Below are 15,193 nucleotides of genomic sequence, written 5' to 3'. Positions count from 1 at the left end.
CCATGGCGCTGGCGCGAAGTTCCTCCAGGCGGAGCGACATTTTCTCTATCGCGCTGTTCGGCTTATTCAATTGGGGCATCGTCGGCCCCCCTCTTAGGCTTTCCGACGCGCCATAAGCGCATCAGAAAATCGAAGAGGAATCACCCATGTCCCGTATGACCTTTGGCTCCACGCCAGCGCGCCTTGCGCTGGGCGTCCTTTCCGCGAGCCTCCTTGCGCTGCCTGCCCACGCTGCTCCGCTGACCCGCGACAATGGCGCGCCGGTCGGCAACAACCAGAATTCCCAGACCGCCGGACCCAACGGCCCGACCCTGCTGCAGGACGTGCAGCTGCTGCAGAAGCTGCAGCGTTTCGGTCGCGAGCGCGTCCCCGAGCGCGTCGTGCACGCCCGTGGTACCGGTGCCCATGGCGAGTTCACCGCCACTGAAGACATCTCCGACCTGACCCTGGCCAAGGTCTTCGAGAAGGGCAGCACCACGCCGGTGTTCGTGCGCTTCTCCACCGTGGTGCACGGTCTGCACTCGCCGGAAACCCTGCGCGACCCGCGCGGCTTCGCCACCAAGTTCTACACCGCCGATGGCAACTGGGACCTGGTCGGCAACAACTTCCCGACCTTCTTCATCCGCGACGCGGTCAAGTTCCCGGACATGGTCCACTCCTTCAAGCCGGACCCGCGCACCAACCTGGATGACGACAGCCGCCGCTTCGACTTCCTCTCGCACCACCCGGAAGCCACCCGCACCCTGACCCTGCTGTACTCCAACCAGGGCACTCCGGCCAGCTACCGGATGATGGATGGCAACGGCGTGCACGCCTACAAGTTCGTCAACGAGCAGGGTGAAACCCACTATGTGAAGTTCCGCTGGAAGAGCCTGCAGGGCCTGAAGAACCTCGACCCGAAAGAGAACGAGGCGATGCAGGGCAAGGACTACAGCCACCTGTCCCGTGACCTGATCACCGCCATCGACAACGGCGACTATCCCAAGTGGGACCTGATGATCCAGGTGCTCAAGCCGGAGGACCTGGCCAGGTTCGACTTCGATCCGCTGGACGCCACCAAGATCTGGCCTGACGTGCCCGAGCGCAAGATCGGCCAGATGGTGCTGAACAAGAACCCGGACAATATCTTCCAGGAAACCGAGCAGGTCGCCATGGCGCCGGCCAACCTGGTGCCGGGCATCGAGCCGTCCGAGGACCGCCTGCTGCAGGGCCGTCTGTTCTCCTACGCCGATACCCAGATGTACCGCGTCGGTGCCAATGGCATGAGCCTGCCGATCAACCGCCCGAAGGTGCCGGTCAACAACGGTAACCAGGACGGCCAGCTGAACGCCGGCCACACCACCAGCAGCGTCAACTACCAGCCGAGCCGCCGCGAGAACCGTGAGGAAACGCCACGCGCCGTCTACTCCAAGCTGCCGCTGAGCGGGACCACCCAGCAGGCGCCGATCCAGCGTCAGCAGAACTTCAAGCAGGCCGGCGATCTGTATCGCTCGTTCAGCAAGAAGGAGCAGACCGACCTGATCAACACCCTGGGTGGCGAGCTGGCCAAGGCGGACGACGAGGCCAGGCACATCCTGCTGTCGTTCTTCTACAAGGCCGATGCCAACTACGGCGAGGGCCTGACCAAGGTCGCCAAGGCCGACCTCAAGCGGGTCAAGGCGCTGGCCGCCGAGCTCAAGGACTAAGGTCCCCGGACCGGCGCCCGGCATGCAGTAGAGGCTCCTTTGCGCTGCATGGGTGCCGGTTGTTTCGACCCGGGTCGGGCGATGGCCCGGGTCTTTTTTTGTGGAGGCTATATGCAAGGTCTTTTGCTGATGGCAGCGCTGCTGTTGGGCAGCGGGGCCGCCCTGGCCGCCGATGGCCCGCTGACGGATGCTGTGGACACGCCCGAGGCGGTCCGGCAGCAGCTGCGCGACTACTTCTTCAATGCCGCGCGCTTCGGCGATAACGAGGTCCTCGACGAATTCATCCGGGCCGGTTACGACCTGAACAGCGCCGACGACAAGGGCTATACCGCCCTGATCCTGGCGGCCTACAACGGCCATGGCGAGACCGTGGAGCGCCTGCTCGCCGCCGGGGCCGATGCTTGCGCCGAGGACAAGCGCGGCAATACCGCCCTGCTCGGGGCCATCTTCAAGGGTGAGCTCGGCATCGCCAAGCGCCTGCTGGCCACCGAGTGCGATCCCAACCAGCGCAACAACGCCGGGCAGACGCCGGCGATGTACGCCGCGCTGTTCCAGCGCGAGGCATTGCTCCAGGCGCTGCGCGAGCGTGGTGCGGACCTGAATGCGGCGGACCCGTTGGGCAACAGCGTGGAAAGCCTGGCGCGCGGGGAGATCCGCTCCCGCTGATCCCTCAGTAGCTCTTGTAGGGCAGGAACTTACCGGACAGCACCACGTTGACGCGATCGCCCTTGGGGTCGCTCTGGCGCTGGATATCCATGGAGAAGTCGATGGCGCTCATGATGCCGTCACCGAACTCCTCGTGGATCAGCTCCTTGATGGTGGTGCCGTAGACGTTGACCAGCTCGTACCAGCGGTAGATCAGCGGGTCGGTCGGCACCGCGGTGGGCAGCGAGCCCTTGTAGGGGGCGATCTGCAGCCAGGCGACGGCCTCGTCGGAGAGTTCGAAGAGCTGCCCCAGAGTTTCCGCCTGGGCCTTGTCGAAGGCCATCTGACCGAGGCAGCCGGCGGTGGTCCACTCCTTGGACATGCCGATGCTTTCGGCGACATGCGCCCACTTCAGGCCCTTGCGCACCTTGGCGGAGACGATCATCTGGGTGACCTGTTCACGACTGCTGATCATGGCGAATCCTCATCTGGCGAATGCGAGTCAATGGCCGCACGGGCGCGGCGGGCCTCGGTCGATGCAGGTTCGGTGCCAGGGGGTTCAGTCGTATTCGGCCGCCTCGTGCTCACCGAGCAGGCGGCGCTGGCGCGGTGTGGCGGCGGCCAGCACCTCGGGATTGAAACGAAAGTGCAGGTAGGGCGAGAACTTCTGCGCCACCATGCGCCGGCCATAGTGGATCTGCAGCAGGTAGCGGCTGCGCTCGGCGCTGCGGTTGCGGCTGCCCGCGTGCCAGAGGTCGCTGCGAAACAGCAGCATGTCGCCGGCCTTGCACAGCACGGGCTCGGCCGAGCGGCCGTGCCACTGGGTTTCGCCCGGCTGCGGTTTGCGCCCGGCGCGGTGGCTGCCGGGGATCACCAGCGTCGGGCAGAGGTCGGCGTCGATGTCATTCAGATACAGGTGTGCGGTGCAGATCTGCATCGGCAGTTCGAACGCGGGATCGGCCAGCAGGCTTTCCGGCAGCTCCATGGCCAGGTAGTCGGCATGCAGCTCGCCGCCGATAAAGCCCGGGCGGCTGCGCCAGGCGGTCTGGCCGATGATATGGCAGTCCGTCCCGAGTGCCGCCTCGGCCAGCTCGATCACCCCTGCCAGATCAAGAAAGCGCAGCCAGAACGGCGAGCGATTGAAGACGCACTTGTAGTGGTCGTCGACCAGGCCCTGGTAATCCCAGTGGATGGGTTCGAGGCCATCGATGGCTTCGCGCAGCGCCGCGATGCCCCCGGGATCGAGTACGGCAGGCAGCAGCACGAAGCCCTGCTGATGCAGGGCGGCGAGCTGTTGCCGAAGGGTGACGGAGTCGGTCATGGCATCGGCCGGGTAGAGCGCCAGACTCCAGCATAGGCAGCTCGGCCGCGCGTTGAAAGCCGGTTGAAAGCTTGCGGCGCTACTGTGCCGGCGCTGCTGCGGCAGCCAGTCGCGTGGTCACGAGCCGCGCCTCTGCTCTCTCGCTCCGGCGCACCCGGCGGCGTCGCCAGAAGCGGCGTCACCGGCGCGCACCTTCACATCGTTCAGGCCTGCACCACCCGTGCAATGGCCCTGGCCAGATCGTCCGGGCGCTCGGCATCCAGCCCGGCGACGTTGGCGCGACCGCTTTCCACCAGATACACCGAATCTTCGGCGCGCAGCCGGCGTACCTGCTCGGCGGTCAGGCCGGTATAGGAGAACATCCCCCGCTGCTGGGCGATGTGCGCGAAGCGCTCGGCCAGCCCATAGGGCGTCAGCGCCTCGACCAGCCCCTGCCGCAGGCTGGCGATGCGCCGGCGCATGCGCTCCACCTCGTCCTGCCAGATCTGCCGCAGCGGCTCATCGGCCAGGATCGTCGCCACCACCGCGGCGCCGTGGGCCGGTGGCGTCGACCAGAGGTTGCGGGCCAGCGACGCGAGCTGGCTGCGCACGTCGAGCAGGCGCTCGGCATCGCTGGTGACTGCGATCAGCGCGCCGGTGCGTTCGCGGTAGAGGCCGAAGTTCTTCGAGCAGGAACTGGTGATGAGCATCTCCGGCAGCGTTTCGGCGAACAGCCGTACCGCCCAGGCGTCCTCTTCCAGTCCGTCGCCGAAGCCCTGGTAGGCGAAGTCGAACAGCGGCAGCAATTCGCGCGCGCGCACCACGTCCAGCACCCGCAGCCAGTCGTCGTGATTCAGGTCGAAGCCGGTGGGGTTGTGGCAGCAGGCGTGCAGCAGCACCACGTCGCCAGGCGGCACCTGTTGCAGCGTGGCGAGCATGCCGTCGACATCGAGGCGGTTGTCGGCATCGACGTAGGGGTAGTGCTGCACGCGCAGGCCGGCGGCGGCGAACAGGGTTTCGTGGATCGGCCAGGTGGGATCGCTCAGCCAGATGCTGCGCCCTGGCAGGCATTTGGCGATGAACTCGCCGGCCAGGCGCAGCGCACCGGTGCCGCCCGGCGCCTGGGTGCAGCCGGCACGCTGCTCGCCGAGGGCAATGGCGCGGCTGCCGAGCACCTGACGCAGCAAGAGGGCACCGAACTGGGCGTCGCCGTGGCCGCCGATGTAGCTCTTGGTCTGCTCACTGTCCACCAGGCGCTGCTCGGCCAGCTTCACCGCGCGCGGGATCGGCGTCAGGCCCTGGGCGTCCTTGTAGACGCCGACGCCGAGGTCGAGCTTGGCCGGGTTGGTGTCGGCGCGATACAGGTCCATCAGGCCGAGGATCGGGTCGCCGGGTACGCGGGGAATCTGGCCGAAGTGCATTACTTGCGGCCCTCCGCGCTGGCGGCGAGCTGGTCGGTGCGGGCGGCCATGATGAAGTCGTTGCGGTGCAGGCCGCGCATCTCGTGGCTCCACCAGGTGACGGTGACCTTGCCCCACTCGGTGAGCAGGGCGGGATGGTGGCCGACTTCCTCGGCGATGGCGCCGACTGCGTTGGTAAAGGCCAGGGCGTGGCGGAAGTTGCGGAACAGGAAGACACGTTCCAGCTCCATGTGGTCGCCGCGCACTTCGATGTTCCAGTCGGGGATTTCGCGGATCAGCTCGGCCAGTTCTTCATCGGACACCTTGGGTGCATCGGCGCGGCAGGCTTCGCATTGGGCTTGGGCGAGGGCGGTCATGGTGTAGGTCCTTTGTTTGCAGATTGGAAAGGGTAGGTGAATTGGCCGGGGCTTACTGGCCGCGTGGATAAGCCTTCGGCGTTATCCACCCTACAAAGTAGGAGGCTTTGCGGCCAGGTTCCTTCCGCAGGGTTTAGATCAGCGTAGGGTGGAAAACCGCGAAGCGTTTTCCACGTGTCGGCTTCGACCAGCGAAACGCGTGGACAAGCCTGCGGCGTTGTCCACGCTACGCCGCCTTCGGCGGAAACTTCGGCTGGTGCAGGCCCATGCGCATGGCCTCGCGCACCATCGCCATGATGTCCTGCTGGGCGAGGTCGAACAGCTGCTTGAGGTCCGGCAGGACGAAGTACAGCGGCTGCAGGATGTCGATGCGATAGGGCGTGCGCATCGCCTCCAGCGGGTCGAACGGCTGGTGCTCGGGTTCGGCGGACAGGCTGTAGAGCGTTTCCTTCGGCGAGGAAAGGATGCCGCCGCCATAGATGCGCCGGCCGGCGGGCGTATCCACCAGGCCGAACTCGACGGTCATCCAGTACAGGCGGGCGAGGAACACCCGCTCCTCCTTGCTGGCCTCGAGGCCGAGCTGGCCGTAAGTGTGGGTGAATTCGGCGAACCAGGGGTTGGTCAGCAGCGGGCAGTGACCGAAGATCTCGTGAAAGATGTCCGGCTCCTGCAGGTAGTCCAGCTCTTCCGGGGTGCGGATAAAGGTCGCGACGGGAAAACGCTTGCTCGCCAGCAGTTCGAAAAAGCGTTGGAAGGGGATCAGCGCCGGTACGCGCTCCACTTGCCATCCCGTGGTGGCGGCCAGCACGCGGTTGATCTCGCCGAGCTGCGGGATGCGCTCGTGGGGCAGGGCGAGCTGGTCGAGGCCGTCGAGGTATTCCTGGCAGGCGCGCCCGTCGAGCAGTTTCAGCTGACGCTCGACCAGCGTCTGCCACACCGCGTGCTCGGCGTCGGGGTAATGAATATGCCCCTGCGCGTCCGGTTCGCGGGCTACGTAGTGGGTGGTCTTCATCGCTTCTCCTGGGCCGCTTGGGCATCTTGTTGTTGCCCTCATTCGAACGCGAAGGCGTGCCGCAGGGGAGAGGCGCTGTGGCGCAATGTCGCATGTGCGTGGTATTGCGCTGTAAGAAATACATGACAGAGAGGTCGGCAGCCGGATCGGCGGCGTTGCCAATCGAGCAAACTGTCAAATAATCTTGACGATAATTTGCGCTGCACTGCAGCGCCGGCCCCACAACAAGACAACAGGGCTCCGCCATGCGTATCAAGATTCTCTGCCAGAACCGCGTCGGCATCCTGCGCGACATGCTCAACCTGCTGGTGGATTACGGCATCAACGTGGCCCGCGGCGAGGTGGGCGGCGAGCAGGGCAATGCCGTCTATCTGCACTGCCCCAACCTGATGAACCTGCAGTTGCAGGCGCTGCGGCCGAAGATCGAGGCGCTGCCCGGCGTGTTCGAGCTGCGCAAGGTCAGCCTGATGCCCAGCGAGCGGCATTCCCTGGAACTCAATGCACTGCTCGGCGCGCTGGAATTCCCCGTCCTCTCCATCGACATGAGCGGTGCCATCGTTGCCGCCAACCGTGCCGCTGCGCAGTTGCTCGGCGTGCGCGTCGACGAGGTTCCGGGCATGAGCCTGTCGCGCTACGCCGAGGACTTCGACCTGCCGGAACTGGTGCGCGCCAACAAGGCGCGGATCAACGGGCTGCGGGTGAAAATCAAGGGCGATGTGTTTCTCGCCGACATCGCCCCGCTGCAATCCGAACACGACGACAGCGAGGCGCTGGCCGGCGCGGTGCTGACCCTGCATCGCGCCGACCGGGTCGGTGAACGCATCTACCAGGTGCGCAAGCAGGAGCTGCGCGGCTTCGACAGCATCTTCCAGAGCTCGAAAGTGATGGCCGCGGTGGTGCGCGAGGCGCGGCGCATGGCACCGCTGGATGCGCCGTTGCTGATCGAGGGCGAGACCGGCACCGGCAAGGAACTGCTGGCGCGCGCCTGTCACCTGTCGAGCCCGCGTGGGCAGTCACCCTTCATGGCGCTCAACTGCGCCGGCCTGCCGGAGTCGATGGCCGAGACCGAGCTGTTCGGCTACGGCCCCGGCGCCTTCGAGGGCGCGCGGCCGGAAGGCAAGCTCGGCCTGCTGGAGCTGACCGCAGGCGGTACGCTGTTTCTCGATGGCGTCGGCGAGATGAGCCCGCGGCTGCAGGCCAAGCTGCTGCGCTTCCTGCAGGACGGTGGCTTCCGCCGGGTCGGCAGCGACGAAGAGGTCTATCTGGATGTGCGGGTGATCTGCGCGACCCAGGTGGACCTGTCCGAGCTCTGCGCCAAGGGTGAGTTTCGCCAGGACCTGTATCACCGGCTCAACGTGTTGTCGCTGCACATTCCGCCGCTGCGCGATTGTCTGGACGGTCTGCAGCCGCTGGCGCTGCACTTCATCGATCAGGCCAGCCGGCAGATCGGCTGTGCGCTGCCGACGCTCTCGCCGCAGGCGCTGGAGCGCCTGGCCGGCTATCACTGGCCGGGCAACGTGCGGCAGCTGGAGAACACCCTGTTCCAGGCGGTTTCGCTGTGCGAGGGCGGCATCATCAAGCCCGAGCACATCCGTCTGCCGGGCTACGGCGCGGCGCAGCCACTGGGTGATTTTTCGCTGGAGGGCGACCTGGCCAGCATCGTCGGGCGCTTCGAGAAGGCCGTGCTGGAGGGGCTGTACAAGCAGTTTCCGAGCAGCCGTCAGCTGGGCAAGCGCCTTGGCGTGTCGCATACCACCATCGCCAACAAGCTGCGCGAGCATGGCGTGGGCAGGGCCGACGGCTGAGGCCTGCTGGCGGCCGCGCAGATCGCTTCATGCTTTGCGGGCGGCATGAACGTTCAAGCCATCAACCTGCTACCGAGCGTGGCAGTCAGTGCACCGCCTGGCTCACCGCGTCGATCAGCGCCTGCAGGTCGATGGGTTTGCGCAGGTGCAGGGTGAAGCCCGCGGCCATGGCCTTTTCCACGTCGCGCAAGGTGCCGTAGCCGGTCAGGGCGATGCTCGGGGTGTCCCGATTGGCGCCCTGCTGGCGGATGATGGCCATCATCTTGTGGCCGTCGATCTCCGGCATGCCGATGTCGGAGACGATCACATCGAACGGCGTCTGCTCGGCCAGCTCGATGGCCCGCGCACCGCCGTCGGCAGTGGTGACCTCGGCGCCCTCGCTTTGCAGCAGCTCGCACATGGTTTCAAGGATGTCCGGCGAGTCGTCCACCAGCAGGATGCGGATGCCCCTGAGCCCACCGGCGGCATCGGCATTGGCCAGGTCGCTGAGTTCGAATTCGGTCTGCAGGTGCACCGGCAGCCAGACGCTGAAGCGCGCGCCGCGGCCGATGCCTTCCGAATAGGCCTCGATGCGCCCGTTGTGCGCCTCGACCAGCTGCTTGACCAGCGCCAGGCCGATGCCCAGCCCGTGCTTGGCACGCTGCGCATGCTGCATCTCGGCCTGCCCGAACATGTCGAAGACCTTGGGCAGGAAGTCGGCGCTGATGCCTTCGCCGGTGTCGATGACGTCGAGCCGGGCCTGGCCGCCCTCGCGCTCGAGTTGCATGCAGATGCGTTCGCCACCCTTGGAGAACTTCCAGGCGTTGTTCAGAAGGTTCCAGATGATCTGGTCCAGGCGCGTCGGGTCGGCCTGGATGTAGATGGGGGCGTCCGGCTTGAAGCTCTCGAAGCTGATGTTCTCGCTCTGTGCCAGCGGCGCGAACACCGCTTCGATGCCGCGCAGCACGTCCTGATAGCGCAGCGTGGCGAAGTGCAGCTTGAGCTTGCCGGTGCGGATACGCGAGACATCCATCAGGTCGTCGATGATCCGCGACTGGCTGCGCACCGCGTTCTGGATCGACTGCGTCGCCTTGTGCAGGCTCGGGTTGTTCTTCACCGCCTGAGAGCGGGCGACCAGGTCGGTGTTGAGCTGGATGAGGTTCAACGGGTGCTTCAGCTCGTGGGAGAGTACGGCGAAGAACTGGTCCTTCTGCAGGTTGGCCGCCTGCACACTCTCCAGTTCGTTCTGCTGTTCGGAGCTGCGCTGGCGTTCCTCGGTGAGGTCGCGGGCGATCTTGGCGAAGCCGATGACCTTGCCCGTACCATCCACCAGTGGATTGAGCAGGCCGCTGAGGAAGCACCGACTGCCATCGCGGCGGGCGTGCCAGCGCTCGTCCGTGGCCTGCCCATGTTGCAGTGCGCGCTGGCGTTCGGCTTCCGGAACACCGGCCTGGCGATCCTGCTCGGTGTAGATGATGTCCACCGTCTGGCCGAGCACTTCGGTTTCGCGGTAACCCAGGATCAGCTCGGCACCGCAGTTCCAGGTAGTGATCAGGCCGTCACAGTCCAGGGTGATGATGGCGTAGCCCTTGGTGCTCTGCGCCAGCAGCTTGAGGTGGGCTTCGCCGGCGCGTAGCTCTTCCTCGGCCCGGCGGCGGTCGGTGATGTCGATGAAGGTCAGCACGGCGCCTTCGATGCGGTCGTCCAGCGTGCGATAGGGAAGGAAGCGCGCCAGGTACCAGTGCTGGCCCTCGCGGTCGCGCACCTCGCGCTCGACCAGGTGCAGCTCTTCGAAGGCTTCGGCGGCGTCCTTGGCCAGCAGCGGGTAGTCCAGGCGGTGGGTGATGTCGAACAGCGAGCGGCCGGCATCGTTGCCGATCACGTTGAAGATGTCCCTGGCACGCGGGGTGAACCACTTGATGCGCATCTTGCGGTCGACGAAGACCGTGGCGATGTCAGTGGAGGAGATCAGGTTCTGCAGGTCGTCGTTGATCTTGCTGGTCTCGTCGACCTTGCTCTTGAGCTCGTAGTTGACGGTGGTGAGCTCTTCGTTGATCGACTGCAGCTCTTCCTTGCTGGTTTCCAGCTCCTCGGTGGCCGAGCGCAATTCCTCGTTGATCGCCTGCAGCTCCTCGTTGGAGGCGCGCAGTTCCTCGGTGGAGGTTTCCGAGTGCTCCATGGTGATCTGCAGGCGCTCCTTGGTGTGCTGCAGTTCCGCCTCGAGCTGGGTCAGGACGCTGTCCTTGGTGTCCGGATCCTCCAGCGTGCTGCTGTCCATGAAGGCTTCCACTTCGTCGAACAGCACCAGCATGTAGTCGCTGCCTGCCTCGTTGTCGCGGAACGGGCGCACCACCATGTTCACGTAGTAGCTGCGGCCGTCGCGTTCCAGACGCACGCGCCGTGCCTCCACGCTCTTGCCGGTATGGGCGGCCTGGTACAGCGCGGTGCGCAGTTCGAGGCGCAATTGGGGATGCACCAGGGTGGTCAGGTTCAGTGAGGGCTCGCCGCCGACATAGCGCAGGAAGTTCCCGGCGCGGTCGGACATGTGCACGATCTCCGCCTCCTGGTTGACGATGACGCTGGGCGGCGCGTACTGCTCGAGCGCGCGCTGGTGCACGTCGGCGAAGGAGAACTTGCGGTGGCGCCGGTGCGGCTCGCTGAACGGCGGGCGCGGCGGCGTGCTGAGGGTGAAGCCGTGCACCGGGCCGAGGGGCGCGCGGCGCAGCGAGGAGCCCACTTCCTTGGCGCGGTAGATGCGGTTCTTCTTGTCCACCGCGGTGAACAGCTGGCTGCAGACGTCGGCGGTTTCGGAGCTGCCGAGAAACAGGTAGCCACCGGGGTTGAGGGCGAAGTGGAACATGCGCAGCACTTCGATCTGGATGTCGCGGTCCAGGTAGATCATCAGGTTGCGGCAGGAGATCAGGTCGAGCCGCGAGAATGGCGGGTCGCGCAGGATGTTGGGACGGGCGAAGAGGATTCGCTCGCGCAGCTCCTTCTGCAGGCGCAGCTGGTTCTGATCCTTGACGAAGTACTGGCGCAGTCGGGCCGGGGTGACGTCGGTGACGATGGCCTCGGGGTAGACGCCGGCGCGCGCGGTTTCCAGGGCGCGATCGTCGATGTCGGTGGCGAACAGCTGGGTCTGGATGTCGACCCCGCTGTGGGCGGCCTGGTCGGTGAGCAGCATGGCCAGCGAATAGGCTTCCTCGCCGGTGGAGCAGGCCGCGGCCCAGACACGCAGAGCGCGGTCATCGGTGGCGAGCTTCTGCTCGAACAGCACGGGGATGATGTCGCGTTCCAGCGCCTCGAAGGCCTCGCGGTCGCGGAAGAAGTTGGTCACGCCGATCAGCATGTCGGCCAGCAGTGCCGGGGTTTCCTCCGGGTTGCCCTGCAGGTACCGGGCATAGCTGGGCATGTCGGGCAGGGCATTGACCTGCATGCGCCGTTCGATGCGGCGCAGCACCGTGGCCAGCTTGTAATGGCGGAAATCGTGGCCGGTGCGGGTGCGCAGCGCGGCGAGGATCTCGCGCAGCGCCAGCTCGTTGGGCTTGGACTGGGGTTGCGCCTGGATGTAGTACATCTCGCCCGGCTCGACCGCGGGGTGCTCGCCGTCCTCGGGCGCCGGCACCGGGCGGAACTGCTCGAGCAGCGTCTGCATGTTGCGGCGCAGTTCGACCAGCTTCTGCGCGATGTCGGCCACCGGCAGAACGATGTCGACCATGCCGGTTTCGATAGCGCTGCGCGGCATCGACTCGAACTCCGCATCGCCGGGTTCCTGCGCCAGGGTGATGCCGCCCTGTTCCTTGATGCGCGACAGCCCCACCGAACCGTCGGCACCGCTGCCGGAAAGCACGATGCCGATGGCGTGGGTGTGGTGGGTGTCGGCCAGCGTGCGGAAGAACAGGTCGATGGCCACCTGCACGCCGCGCTCGCGCTGCGGCTCGGTCAGGCGCAGGTAGCCGTCGTTCATCGACAGGTCCAGCGCCGGGGGAATCACGTAGATGTGGTTACGCTCGATGGGCGTCGGCTGGGTGACCTGCAGCACCGGCATGCGGGTCGCCTTCTGCAGGATCTGGTCGGCCTTGCTCTCGTGTTTGGGCGAGAGGTGCATGATCACCACGAAGGCCATGCCGCAATCTTTCGGCATGTGTTCGAACAGCGTCATCAGCGCCTTGAGTCCGCCTGCCGAGGCGCCGATACCGACCACGGGAAACTGCAGCGTGCTGCGGGTCAGGTTGCTGTTCTTCGGCACGGACGGCTCAGGGCTGGTACTCATCGAATCCTCGGGTGCATTGGGACTTCCGGGCATTAAAGGGCAGACAGCAGAACGAAGCAGGGAGTCCATCGCTGCCGAACGGATGATAAGGCTTTGCGCACGCGATTACTGTGCGGCCGGCTCGCGTGGCGCGGCCCATGTCCTCAGCACTCGATGATGTTCACCGCCAGACCGCCGCGGGCGGTTTCCTTGTACTTGCTCTTCATGTCGGCGCCGGTCTGGCGCATGGTGCGGATCACCTTGTCCAGCGAGATGAAGTGCCGGCCATCGCCGCGCAAGGCCATGCGCGCGGCGTTGATCGCCTTCACCGCACCCATGGCGTTGCGCTCGATGCAGGGCACCTGCACCAGCCCGCCGACCGGGTCGCAGGTCAGCCCGAGGTTGTGTTCCATGCCGATCTCGGCGGCGTTCTCGACCTGTTGTGGCGTGCCGCCGAGCACTTCGCACAGCGCGCCGGCAGCCATCGAACAGGCCACGCCTACCTCGCCCTGGCAGCCCACCTCGGCGCCGGAAATCGAAGCGTTCTCCTTGTAGAGGATGCCGATGGCGGCGGCGGTGAGCAGGAAGCGCACCACGCCGTCCTCGTCCGCACCCGGGACGAAGCGCATGTAGTAATGCAGCAGGGCCGGAATGATGCCCGCCGCGCCATTGGTGGGCGCCGTGACCACGCGCCCGCCGCTGGCGTTTTCCTCGTTGACCGCCAGCGCATAGAGATCGACCCAGTCGAGCACGTTGAGCGCATCGCGCAGGTTGGCCTCGGGGTGTTCGCTGAGCTGGCGATACAGGCCCGCCGCGCGGCGACGCACCTTGAGGCCGCCGGGCATCACGCCTTCGGTACGGCAGCCGGCATCGACGCAGTCCTGCATGACCTGCCAGATACGCAGCAGGCCACTGCGGGTCTCTGCTTCCGGCCGCCAGGCGGCCTCGTTGGCGAGCATCAGCTGGCTGATGGACAGCCCATGGGCAGCACAGTGATCGAGCAGCTCGGCAGCGCTGCGAAAGGGGTAGGCCAGTGCGGTGGCGTCCTCGACGATGCGATCGCTGCCGGCGGCCTGTTCGTCGACCACGAATCCGCCACCCACCGAGTAGTACTCGCGGCTACAGAGCTGCAGGCCGGCGGCGTCGAAGGCGCGGAAGATCAGGCCGTTGGGGTGGAAGGGCAGCGGCCGGCGGATGAAGGCCAGCTGCGCCCGGCTGTCGAACGGGATCGGGTGCTCGCCGAGCAGGCGCAGTTCGCCACGCTCGCGGATCGTCGCCAGGCGCGCCGGGATGCTGTCGGTATCCACCGATTCGGGATGTTCGCCCTCCAGCCCGAGCAGCACGGCCTTGTCGCTGCCGTGGCCCTTGCCGGTAGCGCCGAGCGAGCCGTACAGCTCGACCTTGATGGCGCGGGTCGCTGCCAGCTGCTCGTCACGGCGCAGGCCTTCGGCAAAGCGCAGGGCGGCGCGCATCGGGCCCACCGTGTGCGAGCTGGACGGGCCGATACCGATCTTGAACAGGTCGAAGACACTGAGGGACATTGGGAGGCTCCAGGCGAGGCTTGTATAAGCCTAGACCCTCGGCCGCCCGTCAAGGTTGATCGGGAAGGCTTTCGTTGTCGTTCTGGGCGGTCGCGGCGCCGGGTTGGTCCGCGGCCTGGCGCGAGCCGCCCCAGGGGTTGGCCTCCAGGCTGTTGTGCACCGCGGTCGCGGCCTGCGCGGCCTGGCCGATGGCGACGCTGATCTGCTTCAGGCCCAGGGTCACGTCACCGATGGCATAGAGGCCGCGCAGCGAGGTCTGCAGGTGCTGGTCCACCTTCACACCGCCGCATTCGTCGCAGTCCAGACCCAGCTGCAGCGCCAGCTCCGAGCGAAAGCGTGCGCCCAGGCTGGGGTAGATGATGTCGAAATTGTGCCGCTCGCCGCGGCAGGTCAGCAGGTCGATGCCGTTCTCGCAGGGCTGCATGGATTCGACCCGGTCGCCGATCACGCGGATGGCGTAGTGCTCGGCCAGGGCGATGGCCTGTTCGCATGCCGCCTGGTCGCCGTGCACCACCACGGTGACCCGGTCGGTGAAGGTGCGCAGGAACACTGCGTGGGTGATGGCGCTTTCCGCTTCGCCATACACGGCGACGTTGTCGCCGTCGACCTCATAGCCATCGCAGATCGCGCACAGCCGCACCTTGCCGGCGTGAATGGCCGGCTCGATGTCGGGCATGTCCGGCAGCCGGTCCTCGATACCGGTGGCGAGGATGATCCGCCGGGTGATGCAGCTGCGCTCGCCGTAACGCACGCTGAAGCCCTCGACATGCGGCTCGATGTGCTCGACCAGGCCGTGCTCCAGGCGTGCGCCATAGCCAGCGGCCTGTTCGCGCAGCCTGGCCAGCAGGTCGTTGCCGCTGATGCCCGGTGGAAAGCCCGGGTAGTTGCGCGACCGCGGTATCCACGCGGCGCGGCTGCTGCCGGCATCGACCACCAGACAGCTGCGTCGGAAGCGCGCCAGGTACAGCGCGGCGGTGAGGCCGGCGGGACCGCCGCCGACGATTAGGCAGTCGGTCACGGCAGTTTGCGGGTTCGCTTGCTCGGGGGGCATGGCGTTGGCCGGTGGCGGGTGGTTGCCAGTAGAAGGGGGCGTGACGAGAAAGTTCGGTCCGGCCGATGGATGCAATGTGCGGTTTTGAGAGCTGGTTGGAGCTTCAACCCTTGTGCCAGAGCCGTCGATGGCCAAAACTGCGCGGC

General features: G+C 66.3%; 11 protein-coding genes. 3 read left to right on the top strand and 8 right to left on the bottom strand.

The features are described from left to right. Positions 1 to 146 precede the first annotated feature (146 nt). Both PSTAB_RS17560 and PSTAB_RS17555 read left to right on the top strand, forming a co-directional pair. On the top strand, positions 147 to 1,685 hold the full coding sequence (locus PSTAB_RS17560; protein ID WP_013984015.1) for a catalase: 1,539 nt from the start codon (positions 147 to 149) through the stop codon (positions 1,683 to 1,685). Positions 1,686 to 1,796: 111 nt separating this feature from the next. Further along, on the top strand, positions 1,797 to 2,351 hold the full coding sequence (locus PSTAB_RS17555; RefSeq protein WP_013984014.1) for an ankyrin repeat domain-containing protein: 555 nt from the start codon (positions 1,797 to 1,799) through the stop codon (positions 2,349 to 2,351). Between the two features lie 4 nt (positions 2,352 to 2,355). On the opposite strand, the gene cynS is transcribed toward PSTAB_RS17555, so the two are convergent. From cynS to phhA, 5 genes are all read right to left on the bottom strand, one after another. Further along, positions 2,356 to 2,805, bottom strand: a complete 450-nt coding sequence (gene cynS, locus PSTAB_RS17550) for a cyanase (RefSeq protein WP_013984013.1) — start codon at positions 2,803 to 2,805, stop codon at positions 2,356 to 2,358. 84 nt (positions 2,806 to 2,889) lie between these two features. After that, on the bottom strand, positions 2,890 to 3,651 hold the full coding sequence (locus tag PSTAB_RS17545; protein WP_013984012.1) for a phytanoyl-CoA dioxygenase family protein: 762 nt from the start codon (positions 3,649 to 3,651) through the stop codon (positions 2,890 to 2,892). 203 nt (positions 3,652 to 3,854) lie between these two features. Then, positions 3,855 to 5,051, bottom strand: coding sequence for an amino acid aminotransferase (locus PSTAB_RS17540; RefSeq protein WP_013984011.1), 1,197 nt, complete (start codon positions 5,049 to 5,051; stop codon positions 3,855 to 3,857). After that, a complete protein-coding gene (locus tag PSTAB_RS17535; RefSeq protein ID WP_011914586.1) occupies positions 5,051 to 5,407 on the bottom strand; it encodes a 4a-hydroxytetrahydrobiopterin dehydratase in 357 nt (118 codons plus the stop codon). Before PSTAB_RS17535 ends, PSTAB_RS17540 begins: the two co-directional genes overlap by 1 nt. A gap of 226 nt (positions 5,408 to 5,633) precedes the next feature. Continuing rightward, complete coding sequence (gene phhA, locus PSTAB_RS17530; protein WP_013984010.1) at positions 5,634 to 6,419, bottom strand: phenylalanine 4-monooxygenase; 786 nt, start codon at positions 6,417 to 6,419, stop codon at positions 5,634 to 5,636. Between the two features lie 245 nt (positions 6,420 to 6,664). Between phhA and PSTAB_RS17525 the strand changes: the two genes are divergently transcribed. Further along, positions 6,665 to 8,224: a sigma-54-dependent phenylalanine hydroxylase transcriptional regulator PhhR gene (locus PSTAB_RS17525; RefSeq protein WP_013984009.1), complete on the top strand. Its 1,560-nt coding sequence runs from the start codon at positions 6,665 to 6,667 to the stop codon at positions 8,222 to 8,224. A gap of 85 nt (positions 8,225 to 8,309) precedes the next feature. On the opposite strand, the gene PSTAB_RS17520 is transcribed toward PSTAB_RS17525, so the two are convergent. The 3 genes from PSTAB_RS17520 to PSTAB_RS17510 all read right to left on the bottom strand — a co-directional run bounded on the left by PSTAB_RS17520 (position 8,310) and on the right by PSTAB_RS17510 (position 15,047). Continuing rightward, entirely contained in the window at positions 8,310 to 12,476 is a 4,167-nt protein-coding gene (locus tag PSTAB_RS17520) for a chemotaxis protein CheB (protein ID WP_013984008.1), read from the bottom strand. Positions 12,477 to 12,619: 143 nt separating this feature from the next. Then, positions 12,620 to 13,996 carry an L-serine ammonia-lyase gene (locus tag PSTAB_RS17515; RefSeq protein WP_013984007.1) on the bottom strand — a complete coding sequence of 459 codons (1,377 nt, stop codon included), beginning with the start codon at positions 13,994 to 13,996 and terminating at the stop codon, positions 12,620 to 12,622. Positions 13,997 to 14,045: 49 nt separating this feature from the next. Then, a complete protein-coding gene (locus PSTAB_RS17510; protein ID WP_041771855.1) occupies positions 14,046 to 15,047 on the bottom strand; it encodes an NAD(P)/FAD-dependent oxidoreductase in 1,002 nt (333 codons plus the stop codon). Positions 15,048 to 15,193 lie beyond the last annotated feature (146 nt).

This window comes from Stutzerimonas stutzeri, from assembly GCF_000219605.1.
In the GTDB taxonomy this organism is placed as follows: domain Bacteria; phylum Pseudomonadota; class Gammaproteobacteria; order Pseudomonadales; family Pseudomonadaceae; genus Stutzerimonas; species Stutzerimonas stutzeri.
The sequence above is the reverse complement of the archived record's forward strand: the minus strand, read 5'-3'. Positions and strand labels throughout refer to the sequence as shown.